The organism is Vallitalea guaymasensis (genome assembly GCF_018141425.1).
Classification (GTDB): Bacteria; Bacillota; Clostridia; order Lachnospirales; family Vallitaleaceae; genus Vallitalea; species Vallitalea guaymasensis.
This window is the reverse complement of sequence record NZ_CP058561.1, coordinates 275,476-298,181: the sequence shown is the minus strand read 5'-3', so window position 1 is coordinate 298,181 and position 22,706 is coordinate 275,476. Positions and strand designations below refer to the sequence as shown.

Annotated in this window: 22 protein-coding genes; 14 read left to right on the top strand and 8 right to left on the bottom strand. The window is 31.3% G+C overall.

The genetic code is table 11. The annotated features are described in order from the left end of the window. From HYG85_RS01310 to HYG85_RS01295, 4 genes are all read left to right on the top strand, one after another. Positions 1 to 1,131, top strand: coding sequence for an ABC transporter ATP-binding protein (locus HYG85_RS01310; protein ID WP_212691959.1), 1,131 nt, complete (start codon positions 1 to 3; stop codon positions 1,129 to 1,131). Further along, entirely contained in the window at positions 1,128 to 2,096 is a 969-nt protein-coding gene (locus tag HYG85_RS01305; RefSeq protein WP_113671053.1) for an ABC transporter ATP-binding protein, read from the top strand. The genes HYG85_RS01310 and HYG85_RS01305 overlap by 4 nt, the downstream gene beginning before the upstream one ends. Positions 2,097 to 2,109: 13 nt before the next feature. Beyond that, entirely contained in the window at positions 2,110 to 2,340 is a 231-nt protein-coding gene (locus HYG85_RS01300) for a hypothetical protein (protein WP_212691958.1), read from the top strand. Positions 2,341 to 2,474: 134 nt separating this feature from the next. Further along, positions 2,475 to 3,026 (top strand): DUF421 domain-containing protein, encoded by a 552-nt coding sequence (locus tag HYG85_RS01295; protein WP_212691957.1) that lies wholly within the window; start codon positions 2,475 to 2,477, stop codon positions 3,024 to 3,026. Positions 3,027 to 3,032: 6 nt separating this feature from the next. On the opposite strand, the gene HYG85_RS01290 is transcribed toward HYG85_RS01295, so the two are convergent. From HYG85_RS01290 to HYG85_RS01255, 8 genes are all read right to left on the bottom strand, one after another. After that, positions 3,033 to 4,646, bottom strand: a complete 1,614-nt coding sequence (locus HYG85_RS01290; RefSeq protein WP_212691956.1) for a complex I subunit 5 family protein — start codon at positions 4,644 to 4,646, stop codon at positions 3,033 to 3,035. Continuing rightward, entirely contained in the window at positions 4,643 to 4,996 is a 354-nt protein-coding gene (locus tag HYG85_RS01285; protein WP_113671049.1) for a cation:proton antiporter subunit C, read from the bottom strand. The genes HYG85_RS01290 and HYG85_RS01285 overlap by 4 nt, the downstream gene beginning before the upstream one ends. Before the next feature lie 23 nt (positions 4,997 to 5,019). After that, on the bottom strand, positions 5,020 to 5,406 hold the full coding sequence (locus HYG85_RS01280) for an MnhB domain-containing protein (protein WP_113671048.1): 387 nt from the start codon (positions 5,404 to 5,406) through the stop codon (positions 5,020 to 5,022). 11 nt (positions 5,407 to 5,417) lie between these two features. Next, a complete protein-coding gene (gene mbhE / locus HYG85_RS01275; RefSeq protein WP_212691955.1) occupies positions 5,418 to 5,675 on the bottom strand; it encodes a hydrogen gas-evolving membrane-bound hydrogenase subunit E in 258 nt (85 codons plus the stop codon). Next, a complete protein-coding gene (locus HYG85_RS01270) occupies positions 5,672 to 6,211 on the bottom strand; it encodes a DUF4040 domain-containing protein (protein ID WP_113671046.1) in 540 nt (179 codons plus the stop codon). Before HYG85_RS01270 ends, mbhE begins: the two co-directional genes overlap by 4 nt. Further along, complete coding sequence (gene mnhG, locus HYG85_RS01265) at positions 6,211 to 6,507, bottom strand: monovalent cation/H(+) antiporter subunit G (RefSeq protein WP_212691954.1); 297 nt, start codon at positions 6,505 to 6,507, stop codon at positions 6,211 to 6,213. Before mnhG ends, HYG85_RS01270 begins: the two co-directional genes overlap by 1 nt. Next, positions 6,507 to 6,671, bottom strand: coding sequence for an MrpF/PhaF family protein (locus HYG85_RS24710; protein WP_273323371.1), 165 nt, complete (start codon positions 6,669 to 6,671; stop codon positions 6,507 to 6,509). The genes mnhG and HYG85_RS24710 overlap by 1 nt, the downstream gene beginning before the upstream one ends. 86 nt (positions 6,672 to 6,757) lie before the next feature. Then, positions 6,758 to 7,237: a Na+/H+ antiporter subunit E gene (locus HYG85_RS01255; protein WP_113671044.1), complete on the bottom strand. Its 480-nt coding sequence runs from the start codon at positions 7,235 to 7,237 to the stop codon at positions 6,758 to 6,760. Positions 7,238 to 7,463: 226 nt separating this feature from the next. On the opposite strand from HYG85_RS01255, the gene HYG85_RS01250 reads away from it, so the two are divergent. From HYG85_RS01250 to HYG85_RS01205, 10 genes are all read left to right on the top strand, one after another. Then, positions 7,464 to 8,027, top strand: coding sequence for a glycerol-3-phosphate responsive antiterminator (locus HYG85_RS01250; RefSeq protein WP_113671043.1), 564 nt, complete (start codon positions 7,464 to 7,466; stop codon positions 8,025 to 8,027). 213 nt (positions 8,028 to 8,240) lie between these two features. Next, on the top strand, positions 8,241 to 9,674 hold the full coding sequence (locus HYG85_RS01245) for an NAD(P)/FAD-dependent oxidoreductase (protein ID WP_330619204.1): 1,434 nt from the start codon (positions 8,241 to 8,243) through the stop codon (positions 9,672 to 9,674). A gap of 59 nt (positions 9,675 to 9,733) precedes the next feature. After that, a complete protein-coding gene (locus tag HYG85_RS01240; RefSeq protein ID WP_113671041.1) occupies positions 9,734 to 10,999 on the top strand; it encodes an NAD(P)/FAD-dependent oxidoreductase in 1,266 nt (421 codons plus the stop codon). 29 nt (positions 11,000 to 11,028) lie between these two features. Further along, positions 11,029 to 11,397, top strand: a complete 369-nt coding sequence (locus HYG85_RS01235; protein ID WP_212691953.1) for a DUF1667 domain-containing protein — start codon at positions 11,029 to 11,031, stop codon at positions 11,395 to 11,397. Positions 11,398 to 11,710: 313 nt separating this feature from the next. After that, the gene (locus HYG85_RS01230) at positions 11,711 to 13,681 is read left to right on the top strand and encodes a fructose-1,6-bisphosphatase (protein WP_212691952.1); all 1,971 of its coding nucleotides are present in this window, start codon (positions 11,711 to 11,713) and stop codon (positions 13,679 to 13,681) included. Between the two features lie 18 nt (positions 13,682 to 13,699). Continuing rightward, positions 13,700 to 14,167, top strand: coding sequence for a 2-C-methyl-D-erythritol 2,4-cyclodiphosphate synthase (ispF, locus tag HYG85_RS01225; RefSeq protein ID WP_113671038.1), 468 nt, complete (start codon positions 13,700 to 13,702; stop codon positions 14,165 to 14,167). A gap of 565 nt (positions 14,168 to 14,732) precedes the next feature. Beyond that, a complete protein-coding gene (locus tag HYG85_RS01220; RefSeq protein WP_212691951.1) occupies positions 14,733 to 17,795 on the top strand; it encodes an immune inhibitor A domain-containing protein in 3,063 nt (1,020 codons plus the stop codon). A gap of 326 nt (positions 17,796 to 18,121) precedes the next feature. After that, positions 18,122 to 18,553 (top strand): PH domain-containing protein, encoded by a 432-nt coding sequence (locus tag HYG85_RS01215; protein ID WP_113674578.1) that lies wholly within the window; start codon positions 18,122 to 18,124, stop codon positions 18,551 to 18,553. A 308-nt stretch (positions 18,554 to 18,861) separates the two neighbouring features. Beyond that, a complete protein-coding gene (locus tag HYG85_RS01210; RefSeq protein WP_212691950.1) occupies positions 18,862 to 21,972 on the top strand; it encodes a glycoside hydrolase family 2 TIM barrel-domain containing protein in 3,111 nt (1,036 codons plus the stop codon). 26 nt (positions 21,973 to 21,998) lie between these two features. Continuing rightward, entirely contained in the window at positions 21,999 to 22,646 is a 648-nt protein-coding gene (locus tag HYG85_RS01205) for a TetR/AcrR family transcriptional regulator (protein WP_212691949.1), read from the top strand. Positions 22,647 to 22,706 lie beyond the last annotated feature (60 nt).

Below are 22,706 nucleotides of genomic sequence, written 5' to 3'. Positions count from 1 at the left end.
GTGAATAGTAAAACAGAGAGTAAAAAATATTTCAAACAAGTATCAAAAACCAATAAAAGTGTTATAAAAAAATATAATAAAAATAAAAAGAAAAAGAATATACCCCTTAGTCAGTACAAAACTAGCATGAGAGATAGTAATAACCTGATTGAAATTGATAATCTAAAGACTTTTTTCTATACAGATATGGGGACAGTTAAAGCTGTTAATGGAATAAGCTATAATATTCCAAGAGGCAAGACAGTTGCTATTGTAGGTGAGTCAGGTTGTGGAAAATCAGTAAGTAGTCTATCACTAATGCGCTTAATTCAAGGACCTGTTGGTCAAATTGTAGAAGGTGAAATAAGATTCAATGTAGGAGATCATGCAATTGATTTGACTAAGACGCCTATTAAGAAAATGCAAAGTATTCGTGGCAATGATATAGCAATGATTTTTCAAGAGCCAATGACTAGTTTGAATCCTGTATTCAGAATTGGTAATCAGATAAATGAAGTCATAGAACTGCATAACAGTGATATGGATAAAAAAGAAGTAAAAGAAAAATCAATTAATATGTTAAAGTTAGTTGGAATACCTAGAGCAGAAGGAATATACGATTCATATCCCCATGAATTGTCTGGAGGAATGCGTCAAAGAGTCATGATCGCTATGGCATTGGCATGTGATCCAAAGATGATAATTGCTGATGAACCAACTACTGCTTTGGATGTAACTATTCAAGCTCAAATACTTGATTTGTTAAGAGACCTAAAAGATAAAATTGATGCCAGTATTCTATTAATCACTCATGATTTAGGTGTTGTAGCTGAGATGGCTGATTATGTAATAGTTATGTATGCTGGTCGTATTGTAGAACAAGGTACTGCTGAAGATATATACTTGAAGCCAAAACATCCTTATACAGTTGGGTTGTTAAAAAGTAAGCCAGTAGTAAATAAATATGTGGACCGTTTGTATACTATACCAGGTTCTGTACCTAACCCAATAGCTATGCCAAATCATTGCTTCTTCAAGGATAGATGTAATTCATGTATCAACAAATGTGAAGGTGAGTATCCTTGCTTTAATAATGTAAGTGACACACATAAAGTGGCATGTTGGCTATATGAGAGGGGGAGGAAAAAATGACAGACACAATACTGGAAGTCAATAATCTGGTAAAATATTTTCCTATCAAAGCTGGATTATTGCAAAAAGTGGTAGGTCATGTAAAAGCTGTTGATGGAGTATCATTTGAATTAAAAGAAGGTAAAACTTTTGGCTTAGTAGGAGAATCAGGTTGCGGTAAAACTACCGTTGGTAGAACTTTATTAAGATTAACTGAACCTACAGACGGAGAAGTCATATACAATGGAGAAAACATTTTTAAATTGAAGCATAAACAAATGCGAAAGTTAAGACCAGAATTGCAGATAATATTCCAAGATCCATATAGTTCTCTTAGCCCTAGATTACCAATAGGTGAAATTGTTGGTGAAGGTGTAAAAGAACATAATATCGTTTTGAAAGAAGAATATAAAGACTACATAATAAAAATAATTGAAGAATGTGGTTTGCAAAATTATCACATAGACAGATACCCACATGAATTTTCAGGAGGACAGCGTCAAAGAATATGTATTGCCAGAGCATTGGCACTTAATCCAAAAGTGATTATAGCTGATGAGCCAGTATCAGCATTGGACGTGTCTATCCAAGCTCAGATTATCAATTTGTTGAAAGACATTCAAGAAGAGAGAGGATTGGCATATGTATTTATTTCTCACGATTTATCAGTAGTTGAACATATCGCTGATGAAGTAGGAGTTATGTATCTAGGTAACTTGGTAGAGAAATCAGATAGGGATGAAATATTCAAGAATCCATTACATCCTTATACTAAAGCCTTATTCAGTGCTGTACCTGTACCTGATCCTACTCTTAAGAAAAAAAGGATTATACTACAAGGTGAAATACCTTCTCCAGCAAATCCTCCAAAAGGATGTAAATTCTGTACAAGATGTTCTTATGCAGAAAAAATCTGTAGAGAAGAAGTTCCAGAGTATAAAGATATTGGTAATAACCATTATGTTGCCTGTCATCTTTATGATTAGGTAGGTGATACATGTGAAAGAGCAGTTTAATGACAAAGATGTTACTATTGCTGATATGAATGTTCCTGGTATGCCATGGTATAGGAAAAGGAGTAAAGTATCAAGTAAAGAAAGAGTTTCACTTAATAGAAGAGAAAGATGGGCTGCTATGATAGGGGTTTTTGAAGCTATATTTCCTATCATTATGATATATGCTGCAGGAATTCTCCTTATATTTTTATTTATATATTTTATATGGTTATGATTAAAAGGCGGATCTGGTTATCCGCCTTTTAATCATATAATATACTTTATATGATTGAATTTTAATCAATAATTTGGAAATAATAAATAGAATGGTATATATTAACATAAAACAATATAAAAGGAGTGGTATATATGCCTTTTCTATTAAAGCCCATAGTTTTGTATGTAGTTGCTATTGTATTACTTAGAATTACTGGTAGAAGGTCATTGGCGCAGATGACTATTGCACAGACAGTAATGGTAATATCTATTGGAGCAATTATTGTAGAGCCTTTCGCTGATAAGGATATTATAAAAACAATAATTGCAGCTTCAATATATATAGTTCTATTGCTTTTATTTGAATATCTGGAATTTCATTTTCACTTCTTTGAAAAAATAGCAGTTGGAAGAGAAGTCATCATCATAGAAAATGGAAGTTTTATACCTGCAAACCTAAAAAAACTTAAGCTTACCAAAGCAGAGATTATGACTAGGGTTAGACAAGAAGGAATACCTAATCTTAATTACATTGAAAAAGGAACATTAGAACCAAATGGACAATTTGGTTTTATATTGAAAAGGGGAGCAGAGCCAATTAGGGTTCAAGATATGGAATATCTATTAAATACTATATTACTAAAACAGCATTTAATAGATAAACCAATAAATCTGGTTGATGAATTAAAAAAACAGCAGATTTAAGTTTTATTAAATATAATTATATTTTTCAAGTATTAACATGGTAGTTAAAATTATTGAAAAGTAAATGGTTATTGTCAAACAAATCTGATTGAAACTTAAGTTGATTTCTCTTATGTTGTTAAATAACTTTATCTTTTTGTACAAGAATCTATAGAAAAATAGACCAAGTATAATACTAACTATATAGAGCAAACTTTTAATTAAATATCCATCTAATGTTATATGTAGATTTACATTAAATAGGAATTTAATTAACTCGATCCCCATTATACCACCTAGGAAACATAAAGTTCCTAACATGGCTATTGCTATTTTTTGATTAAAGGGTGGAGAATATTTTTTACCATCATAGGAACCTCTGAACATGCTTAGATACTTTACAAAAGATAGAATGGTACCAAGATTAATAAGGATAAATCCATAATCCATTAAACCACTATAACTACCTTTTTGAATTAGGTATTTGGAGATACTACCGTTGAAAAATGGAGCTCCAGTTATACCTAATATAGCCATAAAAGTAAATATACTAACAAAGGGCATCCGTTTGAAGACTCCTCTTATCTGACGTATATCTCTGGTTTCATATTCTTCTATAATAATACCGGCTGTTAAAAATAATACGGATTTAAAAATGGCATGATTGATGATATGATAAATACTGCCCCAGTAACTATATGTGTTATTAAGGCTCAAACCAAAGATAATCAGACCAATTTGACTTATAGTATGATAGGAAAGAATTAATTTTATATCTACTTGAGATAATGCAAATATGAATCCTACTACAGCAGTCAAAAATCCCATAATAAGAAATATGGTACTTGTATCAAAAGCAGGAGAAAACATATTCTGAATTCTAAAGAATAGATAAACACCACATTTGACATACAACCCTGATAATATAGCTGAAACAATTGAAGGGGAGGAGTGGGTTCCATGAGCTCTAGGCAGCCAGCTGAATAGTGGCATGACTGCTGATTTCAGGCTTATAGCAGTTATGATTAAGCTATAAGGCAATATCAATGATTTTATATCTGTAACTCTAATCATCTTATCCTGGATGATTGTAATATCCAGAGAACCAAAAATCTTGTATATGTATCCAATACCTATGAGAAAAAACGTCATAGCTACGATATTTATGAGTAGGTACAGCATGCCGTCATATATTGACCTACTATCTTTTTTGAACATAATCAGTATACTAACAACAATAGTTGATACTTCAATAAGAACATATAGATTGAAAAAATCCATTGATAGGAAAATACCGTTTATCAAACCTTGAAGTATCAAGAATAAAAATAAAAACAAATTATTCATATAGTGCTTTCTGAAATTATATATAATCATGCATGTAAAGAGGAATATTGTAAGCATAACAAAAACAGAAGATATAATATCAGCCTTTAGTGCAATACCTACACCAGCCTTATAGTTACCTAGAATACTGGTTATGGGACTATTGTTTTTTATATGGGTAAAATTAATTACACTACATACAAAAAGAATTAGTTGAGATATTAGTATCAAAGGTTTATTGTATCTAGTTTTGAATAGATAGGATATTGATGCAATTATAATTGGAATTAAAATAAAAAAATATAGCTGTATCATATATTCTCTCCTCTTTTTTTAGTAGCTTTATACCAGTTAGTTGTACCATAACGGTGATATAGCGTGATGAACATAGTAAGACTAACTGCTGTTATAGAAATACCTATTACAACTGCTGTAATCATCAAAGCTTGAGGTAACGGGTCAGAAGTAACTTTTTCTATATTTTCACCAATAGGTGGTATAGAATTATCAGTATAATTTATTGTTAAAAAAAACAAGATTATCCCAGATTGAATAATTCCCATAGAGATAATTGTCTTTATTATATTACGTCTAGCCAAAAGACCGTACATACCTATAAAAAATAATGCTATACCTATAGTTTCACCATTTATTATATTATTCATATCACAGACCTCCTTCTTCCATATTATCTGCTTTCGAAAAGTACAAATCTAAAGAAAATTATACTTAGACCACAATAAACTTTAGTCGCAATCAATATGTTCATGACTATAAGATATATTTGGTTGACTAGCAGGATTGAGCTTCCATTTAAATGAAGTACAAATATGGTTACGATTAATATAATACAGAGAAAAAGGATTTTCTCGATTTTTTGTAATCTTGATAATGAAACTTCCAATTCAGGATTTATAATATATTGAATTATAAATGTTGAGCTGATAATTGCACCACCTTGAAAACCGCCACCAGGAGTGCTATGGCCATTTATTGTAATATATATACCAAATAAAAATATGATGGGATACAATACTCCCAATGATTTCATAAGAAGTTCAGATCTGCTTCTCATAGCCTACCTCCTTAATAATCTCCTTCATGTCTAGAAAAGTAGATTATACCTATAATACTTATCAATAATAGTAAAGTTTCAAATATTGTATCGAACACTCTATAATTCAAATAGATTGAGGTAACAACATTGATGCTACCAGTTTCTCTATAGCTATTTTTAATGTAATAATTTAGTACATCAGTGGCGTTATCTATGGGTATGATATCAAAAGATATACACAGGAAAAAAAGTAGTATCAAATATATAGCTATTGATTTTCTTCTCATAACAACGAATCTCCTTCATCTTCAACAATGTAATCATGACCAACATTAATGCTGCTGTTTATATCAATATAGCTTATTAAATCATCAAAATGATAATTTGACTTATCACCATAGATAGTTGTACTGGAAACATTGTGTTGTACAATTACATCGTAGGGGTAATCATTAACTATTTCTTCAATGCTTTTGTCTGATATGACAATATCAAGTTCCAGTTCTTTTTCATAAGAGTAGTTACCTAATGTTTTACACAAAGCATTTTTTTGTATGATGGAAATAGGATCTTTGGGTTTTTCTATAATATAATACACTCTGAATACTTTATATTTATTTAATGCAACCAGATATATGATAGTTGAAAGGGTACAACCTATAACAGCTTCGGCAATAGCAACATCTGGTGCTTGGTATAATAGATAACAAAAAGAGCAGAGTAAGGAAAAAACACATAAATATACAATTGCTCTTCTAAGTGTATTAGTTTGAACAGAGAGAACAGCTAATACAACCAATAGTATCAATGCAACTTCTAGCATTAGTCATCATCTCCTATCCGCAATCCGCTAGTGTATGCTCCTCTAGCAATCGTATGTGTAGCTAAAGGGTTCAAAAAAAGCATAAGTAAAAGTATAAGTACTATTTTGAGGCTGAAGAAGCTAAAGCCTTTTATGAAAATAATACCTATAGTTATGGTTATGAATGATGCGGTATCAATAACAGAAGATACTAATACCCTCGAGTAAAAATTCTTGAATTTGAAAAGTCCTATAAAACCTATTAGCATGAATACAAGACCAATAGATATAATAATATATCCAATAGTAATAATCATTAAATTTTCCCCTTTCCTTTTACAAATCTTGAAATGAATATTATGCCGATAAAACCTAGTAATGTATATACTATAGCAATATCAAGTAAATAAGGTAGATCAAATAAAATTGAAAAGAGAAGTATCAACAGTATTATTTTTGCAGAAAAAAGGTTAAGTCCCAAAAGTCTATCCCAAATAGTTGGACCTTTAATTATTATTACTATACTTAATATAGATAATACCAACAAAAAAGAAAATAAATAATAAATCAATGTTTCACTCCTTTTCTTAGCGCTTTCACAATATTTGGATTTATAATTTTATCAGATTTTTCAGGATATGTAGTTAATATCAATAGCTTATTACCTTTTCTGTTAACTGTAACAGTCCCTGGAGTTAGAGTTATTGCATTAGCTAAAAAAAATATTGACCATTCGTTGTTTAACGTTGTCTTAATAGGTACTAGTCTAGGACTAATATTTGAGGTAAATATTAACTTGAATATACTAAATGTTGATGAATAAATATCAATGAATAGTATAAAGATAAATTTAAGGAACATAAAAAAAGATATATTTATGCTGTGCAGAAATTGTGCACCTCCTGGTATATGACAACTTATAAAAACAGCAAAAGATGAAAGAAGAAAGCCTTCAGCTACTGTAAATATTGAAAAACTGCCACATAGAATGCACCAAATCACTGTAAGAAATAAAATAAAGATTTTGTGGTTTATAATATATTTCAAACTATTCCTCCTCCATTTAAGATACTATTATAATAACAAAAAGCATAATCATTTTCAATATAATTTAAAAAATTATAATAATTATTCACTTTTATTTTGTAACCGATTATAATATATAAATTATATATTATAGCTATTATAGCCGAAAACTTTACATATTAATATTAATGTGTTATATTGAGAAAAATTATAAGTATATTCAATACGCATATGATTGGTGGTTAAGATGAATAATATTATTAGTTCAATAGAAGAAAATCCTATTATTGCAGCTATAAGAAACAAAGATGATATTGAAAAAGCTCTTGAATCTTCAGTTTCTACTATTTTTTTATTATATTCAGATATCTTTAATCTTAAGGAGCTGGTCCATAAAATAAAAGCTAGTGATAAAAGGGTATTTGTTCATATGGATATGATTGAAGGAATGGGTAAAGACAACAAAGCTATAGATTACATATCACAGATAATAAAGCCCGACGGTATAATTAGTACTAGAAGCAATCACATAAAGTATGCAAGGGATAAAGGATTATTTACAATTCAAAGATTTTTTTTGATAGACAGTCTATCTTTTAATACTGCAGTGAAAACAGTGAAATCTGTTAGACCTAATATGATTGAAGTTATGCCTGGTACTATACCTGCTACAATCCAAAAATTAAGTAATAAACTATCTGTTCCTATTATTGCTGGAGGGTTAATAGATACAAAAGACGATATAATATCGGTTCTGAAAGTAGGAGCATTAGGTGTATCTGTAGGAAAAACTGATTTGTGGGATTTGTAGTAGTATTTTTTATTTAGCTCTTTCATTTTATCAGCATTTGTAGTATAATGAAGCTAGATATTAAATTAATTAAATAAGTTCCATACAATTAGTTAAGTTTAAATGTAGGAGAATAGGAGTCACATTTAAATAGAGTTAGCTCTATTTATGCGTGGCTTTTTTTGTGTGTTTCTTATTATTTAATTACATTAATAATATAATGGAGGTCTTGATATGATTTATGATATTAGTATTATAGGTGCAGGAGTTACTGGTTCACTAATAGCACGACAATTATCCAAGTATAATTTGAAGGTATGTCTACTGGAAAAGGAATCAGACGTTGCTATGGGTACTAGTAAAGCGAATAGTGCAATTGTTCATGCAGGTTATGACGCAAAACCTGGTAGTTTAAAAGCTAAGCTCAATGTAAGAGGTAATGAAATGATGGGTGACATTGCAAAAGAATTATATGTGCCTTTTAAAAGAATCGGTTCTTTTGTAATAGCTTTTGATGAAGATGATATGGAACAGATTAAAACCTTATATGATTATGGTATAAAAAACAATGTGCCTGATATGAAGATATTAACTAAAGAAGAAGTTAGGGAAATGGAACCTAATATGTCAGATGAGGTAATTGGTGCATTGCATGCTCCTACTGCTGGTATCGTATGTCCTTATGAATTGACCCTTGCAGCAGCAGAAAATGCTGTTGACAATGGAGTTGAATTGATTTTAGACTGTGCCATAAAAGATATTAATAAAGTAGATGATAATTTTGAGCTTGATACTACAAGAGGTAAAATAGTAAGCAAGTATGTAATAAATGCAGCAGGTCTTTTCAGTGATGATATTTCAGCTATGGCAGGGGATGATAGTTTTAAGATTAATCCTAGAAAAGGGGAATATCTATTACTTGATAAGAGACAAGGAAATGTAGTGAACAAAGTGATTTTCCAGCCACCAACTGTAATGGGTAAAGGAATATTGGTTACACCTACTGTTGACGGAAACTTACTACTTGGACCAACAGCTGAAAATATATTAGACAAAGATGACATTTCTACAACTAGTATTGGTTTAGATACAGTTATTAAAGGAGCAGTTAAGTCTATTCCATCAGTTAATACTAGGGATGTGATAACATCTTTTGCTGGTCTTAGAGCATCATCATCTGTAGGAGACTTTGTTATTGAAAAATCACAGAAGGTGGATGGACTCATTAATGTGGCTGGTATAGAGTCACCAGGACTGTCAGCTGCTCCAGCCATAAGTGAATATGTTATGGAAATTCTTAAGTCCATGGATATTGAGTTAAAGGAAAAAGATGATTACATTAGTACTAGAAAACCTGTTTATAGATTCCGTGAAATGGATGAAAGTGAAAGAGATGAATTAATTAAGAAAAATCCTCTATATGGTAATATAATATGCCGTTGTGAGACTATCACCGAAGGTGAAATAGTTGATTGTATTCACCGTTCTATTGGAGCTTCGAACTTAGATGCTGTAAAAAGAAGAACAAGAGCAGGTATGGGGAGATGTCAAGGCGGTTTCTGTACTCCAAGAGTTGTAGATATTATTGCAAGAGAACTTAATATACCTAAAGAGCAAGTAACGAAAATGGGTGGAAAATCTAAAGTGCTTGTAGGTAAGACAAAATAGATTTTATAGATATAATAAGTAAATAATGAATAATAATACTAAAATGAGGTGAATAACATATGAACACAGTTGATTTAGTTGTAATTGGTGGAGGACCAGCAGGTATGGCTGCTGCAATTGAGGCATATAAGAATGGTATAAAAGACATTCTAATTATTGAAAGAGATAATGAGTTAGGTGGTATTTTACAACAATGTATTCATAATGGGTTTGGTCTTCATATATTTGGAGAAGAGCTAACTGGACCAGAATATGCAGATAGATTTGCAAAAGAAGTAGGAAAGTTAGGAATTCATTTTAAGCTAAAAACCATGGTATTAAATATTAGTGAAGATAAAGTAGTTACAGTAGTAAATTCTACAGACGGACTTCTTAATATAAAGGCCAAAGCTATTGTACTTGCTATGGGATGTAGAGAAAGAACAAGAGGAGCGCTTAATATACCTGGTTTAAGACCAGCTGGTATATATACAGCAGGAGCTGCACAACGTTTCGTTAATATGGAAGGATACCTTCCTGGAAAAGAAGTAGTAATATTAGGTTCAGGAGATATTGGACTTATTATGGCTAGAAGAATGACTTTAGAGGGTGCCAAAGTCAAGATGGTATGTGAGTTGCTTCCTTATTCAGGAGGTTTGACAAGAAATATTGTACAATGTCTTGATGATTATGACATTCCTCTAAAATTAAGTCATACAGTTGTTAACATTCATGGAAAAGAACGCTTAGAGGGTATAACCATAGCCAAGGTTGATGAAAATAGAAAGCCGATAAAAGAAACATACGAGTACGTATCCTGTGATACTCTATTGTTATCAGTTGGACTAATTCCTGAAAATGAGCTTTCACATGAATTAGGTATAAAAATGGATAGAGTCACATCAGGTCCTGTAGTTACAGAATCCATGGAAACTTCTGTAGAAGGTGTATTTGCTTGTGGCAATGTAGTTCATGTTCATGACTTAGTGGATTTTGTTACAGCTGAAAGTAGATTAGCAGGAAGATGTGCCGCTAGATATATTAGCGATAATAAAAAAGTAAAACAAGAAGATGCAATCAAGACAATTGCTGGTGAGGGTATTAGATATGTAGTTCCACATTTAATTAATAAAGAATTGGTTCAAGATGAGAATAAGCTCTATTTTAGAGTAGTAGATGTTAAGAAGAAAGTAAATATAGTATTAAAATCAAAAGGTAAAGTTATCTATTCTAAGAAAAGACCTAAGGTAGCTCCTGGAGAAATGGAAAGTATAAAATTAACTAATAAAATATTAGACGCCATGGCAGAAGGCGAAGATTTAGTAGTTATGTTGGAAAAACAGTAATTCTTTATTATTGAAATGGAGGTATTAGCATGAGTGAAGAGAGAAAGTTGGTATGTATTGCCTGTCCAATCGGTTGTAATATGACAGTTACATTGGAAGAAGGTAAAGTTATAAATGTTGAAGGGAACACTTGTAAAAGAGGAGAAGCATATGCTATAGCAGAATGTACTCATCCTACTAGAATATTGACAACTACTATGAGAGTACGTAATGGCAAGAATCCTCTTGTGTCAGTAAAGTCTGATAAGCCATTACCAAAAGAATCACTTTTTGATTGTATGAAAGCAATAAATAAAGTTGTTTTAGAGGCTCCTATGAAAGTAGGGGATATAGCTATTAAAGACATAGTAGAAGGAGTCAACATAGTACTGACTAGAGATGCAGATAAAACAAACTAAATAGTTTCAGCTAATAAAAGTGGTAAAACATATTTTATACTTAACTAACGTATAGGATATGTTTTATTTTTTTATTTTAATAAATTGATTCCTATTTTTTGTTCTTTTTTCAATACTTTTACTATATTTATAGATTGAATAATAATTTTATTGTATAATCAGTATGTAACTTGACTTTTCCAACTTCTATTTGATTCGGATGACTGCATGGATTTTATGTAATTTGGAAAGTTCTATATGTAAATTAAATGGACAGAAATATAAAATGGATTATATACATAAAAAATATATTAATTATAAAGAAGGGTGTATTATGAATAACTATTGGGATCAAGAAATCAACAACAACATACAGTACATTAAACAGTTGTCTAAACAGTACCCCACTATTAATTCAGCATGTACGGAAGTTATTAATCTTGAGGCTATACTTAACTTACCAAAAGGAACAGAACATTATCTTTCTGATATACATGGAGAATACGAAGCTTTTATACACGTACTTAACAATGCATCAGGCGTTATAAGAAGAAAAATCGATTATATATTCGACAATACCATTAGAGAGCATGAAAAAAGACGACTGGCAATGTTGATATATTATCCAGAACAGATACTAGAAAAAGTAAAAAACGAAGAAGAGAACTTGTTGGAATGGTATGAGATAACACTTCATAGGCTTGTTCTAGTTTGTAGAGAAATATCTTCAAAATATACTAGGTCTAAGGTAAGAAAAGCTCTTCCAAAAGATTTTGAGTATATCATTGAGGAATTGCTCCATGAACAACAAAGAGAAGTCAATAAACAGGAGTATTATGATGGAATTATCAATACAATAATTGAAATCAACCGGGCAGATAATTTCATGATAGCTATTTGCAGAGTAATACAAAGGTTAGCTATTGATAGACTTCATATAATTGGTGATATATATGATAGAGGACCTGGAGCACATATTATACTTGATAAACTGATGCAGCATCATTCCATAGATATTCAATGGGGTAACCATGATATTCTATGGATGGGAGCGGCAGCAGGGTCATTAGCTTGTATTGCAAGTACAATAAGGATATCTGCTAGATATGGTAACTTGAATACTATTGAAGAAGGGTACGGTATTAATCTATTACCACTAGCTACCTTTGCAATGGAATACTATAAGGATGATAATTGCAACAATTTTGATTTGGTGGTATCTGATAAAAGTGCATACACCTGTAAGGAAATCAATATTATTAAAAAAATCCATAAAGCAATATCTATAATACAATTCAAACTAGAGGGCAAGATAATACAAAGAAATCCTAATTTTATAATGAATGACAGGCTGTTACTTAATATGATAGATTATGAAAAAGGCATAATAAAAATAGCTGAAAAGACTTATAAACTCTCAGATAACTATTTTCCTACTATTAATCCCAAAAATCCATATGAACTGACTATCGAAGAAAAAGATGTTATGGAAAAATTAAGACTATCCTATAAAAATAATGAAAAATTGCAGAAGCATACAAGATTCTTGTTTTCAAAGGGCAGTATGTACCTGACATATAACTCTAATCTACTATTCCATGGTTGTATTCCTATGGATAAAAAAGGAGTATTCAATAAAGTTACCATAGATGGTGAAAGCTATGGTGGCAAAGAACTTATAGATAAGATAGAAATGTTGATCAGAGAGTATTATTTTAATAATAACAATGAACTTAACAATATTGATTATTTCTGGTATCTATGGACTGGACCTGATTCACCATTGTTTGGTAAAAACAAAATGGCTACTTTTGAAAGATATTTCCTTAATGACAAAGCTATCAAAAAAGAGGATAAGAATAGTTATTATAGATATAGGGATAGTGAGGATAAATGTAGAGAGATATTACAGGAATTTGGTATAAGTGAAGATAATTCTCATATCATTAATGGTCATGTTCCTGTGGAAGTAAAAAAAGGTGAAAGTCCAATAAAAGCTAAGGGTAAATTATTAGTTATAGACGGAGGTTTATCAGAAGCTTATCAACATATAACAGGTATAGCAGGATACACACTCATATATAATTCATATGGTCTTCTTATGGTTGCTCATGAGAAATTTGAATCTAAGAAAAAAGCAATTGATAATGAAAAAGATATTGTATCTTCATATCAGATATTAGAGAAGAACAATAAAAGGTTAAGAGTAAAGAATACGGATATAGGTAAAGAATTGAAGAAGGAGATTATAGGATTGAAGATGCTTCTTCAAGCATATCATAAAGGTATAATAAAAGAAAAATAGACAAAAGGAGTGTTACTAATGAAAATTGGCATGGGTTATGATGTACATAGATTAGTCGAAGATAGAAAATTGATTCTCGGAGGTGTTGAAATTCCATACGAGAAAGGTTTACTTGGACATTCTGATGCAGATGTTCTGGTTCATGCGATTATGGACGCTTTGCTGGGAGCAATGGGTAAGGGCGATATAGGTAAGCATTTCCCTGATACAGATAATAAATACAAATCAATATCCAGTCTGAAACTAATGGCACAAGTAAAAGAGTTACTTACTAGTGAAGGGTATAGTATAATAAACATAGATTCAACCATTATTGCTCAACGTCCTAAGATGGCTGGTTATATAGAAGAAATGAGGACCAATATAGCAGATGTTCTAAATATTGAAATAGAAAATATAAATATAAAAGCAACTACAGAAGAAGGCTTAGGATTTACTGGAGAGGGGCTAGGGATAGCTTCACAGGCTATTTGTCTGCTGAAATAAATTTAATGATAAAAGTTTATTGTAGATTAGCTGGTATAAATATTATATCAGCTTTTTTGTGCAAAAAATTAAATTGATACTATATCAAATAATAAAAAAGAATGCTTAATATACCAACGTTTATAAAATAAAATAGAAATATGTACCATAAGTGTATAAATAGGTCATATAAAAATATATAATTTCCTGTTATGATATAATTCAGAAATATATATTGTTTAGATAAATTTGCATATATAACTTCATTAGAACAAATGATTATTTATTGTGAGATAAAACTTAATAATATTAAAAAGAAGATAAGAATTAGATTGATAGTGAATATATTAGTGTATTGATTATTTTGATATTGATAAATTACTCTGTTTGAGGGAACTGCTCTACTATAGATATTGTCTCAAATAGTTTATATATCCTTACACAGATTTTTTATATTAGAGTAGTGCAAGTAATTTATTACTTTTTTGGGAAAGGAGGAATTCATTTAACAGGCTTGATATATGCTGAACAGTTTAGACTTTTTTAATCTACAAAAATTTATAATAATAATTAAAGGAGAAATTTAATGATTAAAAAATTGTTATGTTCTATGTTTACAACTGTTTTATTAGTAGGATTATTTGCATCTCATGTTAATGCTGCACTTTTGGATCAAGGACCAGTCGAGGCAAAACCATTGGTAATTCTTATGGACTTTCCTGATTACAGATATTCAGACTTTCTAGACAGAGAAGTAGAAGGGGACATTTTATCTTACAGTGATAATTATGAGGCAGCATATTATCAGGACATGTTATTTGGACCAGAAACATATGAGGGTAAGGATAATAAATATTTTATGACAATGAATAAGTATTTTAAGCTTGAGTCAAGAGAGCAGTATTCTGTTAATGGAGGTGTAGCTGGATGGTATACAGCTAAAAACAATGCACTTCACTATGGAAACACCCAAAAAGAAGCAAGCTGGTTAGTGGAAGAGGGAGCAGATGCCGTTTCTCAGGATACTAGCATTAAGTTAGCAGATTATGACGTTATTGACAAATCTGATTATGATAATGACGGAAATTATTATGAGCCAGACGGATTAATTGATACAGTTATTCTTGTTCATGCAGGAAAAGGAGAAGAGTGGTACAGTGGTGGATCAATTGGTGCAGAAGCTGCAATATGGCCTTTTCAGTCCAGTTTATCTGGTTATAGAGAAGATAAATCACCATACGAAGTAGTTGATACCAACGGGAACACATATAAATTTGAAGATTTTGTCATGGTTGAGCAGGATGCTCCAGTTGGACTTATAAGTCATGAATATGGGCATTCATTAGGACTTCCAGATTTATATGGTAATTCAGAACCTGTCCAAAACTGGACTACTATGGCTGGAGGGTCATATGCAGGATATCCAATAGGTTCTATGACAGTGGGTTATGGTGCATATTGTAGAGAACAGCTTCAAAAAGATCATGGAGGAGATTGGCAAAGGCAAAATAGAATTCACCTGGAGGATATTGGTTCTGAAGGTATGGATGTAACATTGATAGCAGCCAGTTCACAGAACTCAGGTACAGATGCTGTAAGAATAGACTTACCAGATAAGGTTACCACTATAGTAGAGCCATATAGTGGGGATAATACTTATTATGGTGGAAAAGAAGATGCTGCTTACCATTACATGACAACTAATCTAGACTTTACTGTAGACGCCAATAAGAATATACAATTGAAATTCAAGACCCAATATGATATTGAAGAAGATTGGGATTATGGCTATGTACAGGTTAGAGAAGAAGGTACCGAAGAATGGACAGCAATTGAGGGTAATATAACAACTACTGAGAATCCAAACATAGACGAGGGCGACTTCTTAAGAAATCCTGGTCATGGTATAACAGGAAACTCTGGTGGTAATTGGGTAGATGGAATATTTGATATTAGTGATTATGCAGGAAAGAAAATAGATCTAAGAATAGGCTATGGTACAGACGGAAATACTCAAGGAACTGGATTCTTTGTGGATGATATTAGAATCACAGTGAATGATGAAGAAGTATTCTTTGATGATGCTGAGGGCGAGTTAAGATTTGTACTTGATGGATTTGAAGAGAGTAATGGTGTTTTCATAGCGGAAAATTATTACTTGATTGAATGGCGTAATCAAGATGGGTCAGATGAAGGATTAAAACAATCTTATTATTATTCTGATACAACTCCATACGATCCAGGACTTCTCATATGGTATATTGATAGAACTTACGGTACATTAGACAGACTTTCTCAAGATGGAGAAGCTAACCCAGGGCATGTTTCAGTGGGTATAGTTGATGCTGATCAAGAACCTGTCATATGGAAATATCCAAATAAGCCAGAAATGAATGTTGACAAAGTAGAATATCAGATGCATGATGCAGCATTTAGTTTGAGAAATGGAGCAGAGTATTTTATTCAATGGAATGAAGTTCAAACCATAGATGTAAATACTAATACCATATATCCTATATTTAATGATAGCAGAGATTATTCTAGTCCAGATAATCCTGCAGGTGGTTTGATTCTACCACAACATGGCATTAAAATTCTAGTGACAGAAGAAAATGCTGATAGAAGTGAAGCAAAAATCCATATCATGAATGTTCATAATGTAGTGCCACAAAGAGCTGAACCTAAAGACATAAAAATACAAAATGTACGTATTGCATTAGAACAAGTAACAGATGTGGAGATATTAAATGATTTGGTTATTGTGGAAGCCAGTGGAGATTTAGGTACTAAAGGATATATAGGATACATTGATGAAAATGAAGATGAAAAAGTTGTTCAGTTGGAGCTTCAAGATGGTAAGTATGTAGGAACACTTAGCGATCAAATATTCCCTAATGACCTTGATTGGAGAGTTAACTTTATTGCTCTTGAAGATTCCCAAGGTGGTATGAAGGCAATCTATAATTCAGAAGTACATGACTATGGAGTAGATTTAAGTTCTGGAAACATATCAGGTTCAACATCATATGTTAAAAGCTTAGAAATGATAGCTGTAATTAAAGAAAATACTAGTCTAGGTTTTGGATTGATAGGGACTCTTGATAATGGAAATAATGCTTCAGAAAGTGATTTGAGCAAAGTGGAATGGTCAAGTTCTGATGAGTCTGTTGCAAACGTAGACAGCCAAGGTATAGTAACTGGAATGACAGAAGGCAACGCAACAATTACAGCAAAATTAGGAGGAGTAACTACCAGTTATAAAGTAATGGTAGTATCAAATAGTAGTACTGTCCATATAACTAATGAAACTGAACCCAATAATACTTTTTCTGATGCAAATGGACCAATTGGGAATAATCAAATGGTATCAGCATCATATATTGACGGAGACAATGCAGATTACTACAATTTTGACGTCCTATCTCATGACACAATCAAAATAACTGTAACAGGGGATGGTAATATGGGATTTAATTGGCTTCTTTTTAAAGAATCTGATCAAAGTAATTACGTAGACTATCCTGATACTGGAGGAAATATACTGGAAGGCTCTTACGAAGCCGTGCCTGGTAAATATTATTTGAAAGTATATAAACATACTGGTAACAGTGGAACATATACAGTAAATATAGATGGAGCGTTAAAATAATATAAATCAAAAACACTATAACTGGCAAATGCTGGTTATGGTGTTTTTTCATATAAACCTTATTAATTAAGATATGTATTGTTTGTATAATGCTTTATTTAATAAATGATATTAAATTAAATGAAAAACATAATATAAAATAAAAAAAAATAACAATGATAATATGTATAGTGAAATTACAGTTTATTTTGTGTAAACCAAAGTAAAAATATAGTATAAAATGTAAAATAAAATAATAATATTGTATATAAGGTAATAATACCTTTTAATATCTTTAAATTCATGATATAATATCATAAGCACAATAAAAGCGAGAGGAGAATTTTATGGGACTACTACAAGGTTTAGCAGGTAATCTTACTGAAATGCCAAAAGAAGAATTAGAAAAAAAGTATGGTTTGTATCTAATAGAAGGTGAAGAAATCGAGATTGGTTATAAACTAGTTCGTGATGTAATTATATTTACCAATATTAGAATTTTGGATTTTGATAGCCAAGGTGCTACTGGTAAAAAAACTCGAGCTGAGTCAATACACCTTAATACAATATTTCATGTTACTGCTGAAACAGCGGGATTTGGAATAGACGATAGTGAAATTACAGTTTCTTACATAACATCACCATATTTCAGAGCTAATTCTATAACAACCAACAGCAAAAAATTTGAGTTTCCCAAAAAATATGATATCAGTCCACTTTATAGAAAATTAGAAATGATATCCATCGAAAATATGGATAGAATTAATGGTATAGGTTAACGATTATAATACCTTAAGAATATTAGGGTTATGAATTAATGAAAACATCTTTGTGTAGTAAAACTGCTACTTAAAGATGTTTTTTTTATGTGCAATATATTATATACAATTATAAAAGGTTTTAAAACAATAGCTAGAAATTTACTGATTTCCCTTGACTAGTTTCCTAAATAGTTATACATTTATTATATAAAGGTAACACGTGTTACCCTATCCTAATGATGGTCTTATAGAATAATTGAAATCTAAGCCTTCTTTTTATGGGGAGGTTATAATATCATAGATTATTTCAAAATTAGGAGGTATTTATGAAAGGGAAAATGGAGGTTGAATGGAACAATGTAGAAGTTATTGGGGTTAACAAAGAGCTACCACATATTGTCGCTTTGCCTTACGACAATATTGAGGAAATTATTAATGATAAGGAATCCAGATGGAAACGGTGTTTAAATGGAAGATGGTATTTTAAATGGGTTGCCAAACCGTCTGACCGTGAGGCTGATTTTTACCAAAGAGACTACGATGTACATAAATGGGAACAGATTGAAGTGCCTTCCAATTGGCAATTAAAAGGGTACGGAAAGCCCATGTATCTCAATACAAGATATCCTACTAGTATTAAACTAAAAAATATACCAAATATAAGTACTGAATATAACCCAGTAGGAGCATATAAAAGAAAGTTTAATATTGATGAAGAATGGTTGGAAAGAAATGTTTTCATCAACTTTTCAGGTGTTAACTCAGCTTTTTATCTTTGGGTCAATGGACAGAAGGTAGGTTATTCCCAAGGGTCTTTCACTCCTGCTGAATTTAATATTACCTCATATGTAGAACTTGGGGAAAATGATATAGCTGTAGAGGTTTATAGATGGTGTGATGGGAGCTATCTAGAAGACCAAGACATGTGGCGGTTATCAGGTATATTTAGAGATGTAAATTTGATAAGCAGACCTAAAGAAGAAATAAAAGATTTTTACGTTTATTGTGATTTGGATAATGATTATAAAGATGCAACTTTGACTATTGATGCTAAGGTAGAATGTGAGTATTATAGTCAGCAACGACTGGTTGAAGTTAAAGTTCTTGATAATGAACATAATGAAATATATGGTGATACAAAATATGTCCATGGGGACTTGATTAGATTTACAAGTAAGTTGAGCAATCCTTATAAATGGACGGCAGAAACACCATATCTATATAAGGTTATTGTGGGCTTATTGGATAATGAGAATAACAGAATTGATCTTCGCTATTGCCAATTTGGATTTCGTAAGATTGAAATAAAAAATAATGGGCTATATATAAATGGAAAGTCTGTGCTTATTAAAGGTGTAAACCGCCATGAATTTCATCCGGATCATGGGCACGCAGTACCATATGCTAGGACAGAAGAAGATATTCGACTATTGAAAGCTAATAATGTCAATGCCATTCGTACCTCTCATTACCCTAATAATCAATGGTTCTATGAGTTATGTGATATCTATGGCATGTATGTTATGGACGAATGCAACTTAGAAACTCATGGTATTCGAAATAAAATTCCAGCTAGCAAAAGAGAATGGATTAAGCCCTGTGTTGATAGAATGAAAAGGATGGTTGAACGAGATAAGAATCATCCCTGCATAATTTTTTGGTCTCTTGGAAATGAAGCTGGGACAGGAAGCATCTTCAAAAAGATGAGAGAGGCTGCTTTGAAAATTGATTCTACAAGACCAATACACTATGAAGGAGATCATAAATTAGAATATACTGATGTATTTAGTATGATGTATGCCACCACACAGCAGGTGAATAAAATTGGACAGAATAAGTCTGTACGAGTTGGAATAGGTGAAAACACAGGTCTCCTAGGTCATAAAGTAACACCAGAAAAGTATAAGAGCAAACCATTCTTACTTTGTGAATATGCCCATTGTATGGGTAACAGTCTTGGAAATTTCAAAGATTATATGGAAGCTTTTGAGAAATATGAAAGGTGTATAGGAGGTTTCATTTGGGATTTTTCTGACCAAAGTATACGTAAAAAATCTATAGACGGTAAAGATATATGGACATATGGAGGAGATTTCAGAGACTATCCCAATGATTATAATTTTTGCGGTAATGGTATTGTAGCAGCAGATAGGACTCCTCATCCTGCTCTCTATGAAGTAAAGAAAGTTTACCAAAATATTGATGTAGAAGATGTAGATGTACAAAAAGGTGTAATTAATATAAGAAACAAATATAATTTCATTGATTTATCATTTGTAAAATTAGTCTGGGAAATAATAGAGGATGGTTTTGTAATATTAAAAGGTGAGCTTAATGTAGATGATATTCTACCTAATGAAGTTAAACAAATACAACTAAATTACAATAACTATGAATTCAAAAAACATAAGGAATACTACCTGAATGCTAGATTCCAATTAAAAGATAAAGCTCCTTGGATGGATGCTGAAGAGGTAATTTCATGGTCTCAAATAAGATTCAACAACGTAACCCTTATTAAAAACCATAAAGTCAATAATAGCAGTGATAATATAATCACTAAAAATAATAGCAATGAAATAATTTTATACAATGATAAATTCCATGCAATCATAAATAAGAAAAGTGGTGGAATAAATTCACTTAAGTATAATAATAAAGAATTATTATGTGAAGAATTAAAACCTAATTTTTGGAGAGCACCAATAGATAATGACATGTTCTATACATTAAAAGATATATTTACAATCCTAAAAAGAATGAATATAGGGCAGAGGTGGAAAAAGGCTACTGATAATAGAAAGGTAGAAAATATTGTTATTAATGAGGAAGATGATAATGTAAGAGTTATTGTCAAGTCAAGAGTATTCAGTACTGAAGATGGATTAACAACTACGTATACCTTTTATACTGATGGAGCAGTTAAAGTGGAAAATCATCTTGTTCCAATTAAAAATATGGTAAGATTCGGAATGCAAATGGCTGTCAAAAAAGATTATAATATCATGACTTGGTATGGCAGAGGCTTTCACGAATCATATGTAGATAGGAAAGAAAGTGCAATGGTAGGTGTCTATAGTGCACCTTGCGAGGATTTGGTTCATGACTATTTGGTACCACAAGAAAATGGAAATCGTACTGACATAAGATGGGCTAAGATAACTAACAAAAAACAAGAGGGCATTAAGATTATGGATATAACAGGAGAGTTTATAAATATGAGTATGTGGCCTTATACCATGAAGGATTTGGAGGAAACAACACATAGCTATAAACTACCTAGAAGAGATTTCAATACTATAAATATTGATTATGGTCAAAGAGGGGTTGGAGGAGATCTACCTGCTATGGCATATCTAAAAGAGCCTTATAAATTATTACCATATAAAAAATATTATTATGGTTTTATTATCATTCCAATTAAGCTGATTGAATAGGTTTATAGGGCAGAAAGGATATTTTAATGAGAGTTGATGAGTTATACACCGATGAAAAATTAGATAAAAGAGATATGACAAGAAATAGAATAGTAAATGCATCACTAGAATTATTTTTAAGTGATGGTTTTAGAGATACAACTATGGCTAGGATAGCTAAGGAATCAGGCATAAGCAGAAAAACCTTATATGAGTATTTTAAAAGTAAAGAAGAGATTACAACTATAATTGATATGTGTCTAATTAGAGAGTATAATAGGATAATGGAAGAAGCAATGCCGAAATTATGTGGTAATGGTTATAATAAGTTGAAACAATATTTTAGTATCATAGATAATAACATTGATAATTTTAAAGATACAATTATGTTTACAGGTATATATGACTACAATGTAAAAACTAATGAAATTAATTCATCCCTAAGAGATGAGTTCTATGACACTATTAAACAAGCAACAGGGTATTTAACTGAAATATTGAAACAAGGTATTGAAGACGGGTCAATAAAAGATTATATAGACCCTCATTTGACAGCTAACACCATAGGAGATTCTTGGTTAAGCCTAGCCCAAAGAGTATTCAGAAGACATAAAAGCCTGGACATGTCCGAAGAAGAATGCAGAAAAATGATTACTCTCCAATTATCCTTGTTTTTAGAAGGGTTGAAGGCATAAAATATTTGATTGACAATAGACAAAAAAAGGTGTATATTTTTATTGGCATATGCTATAAAA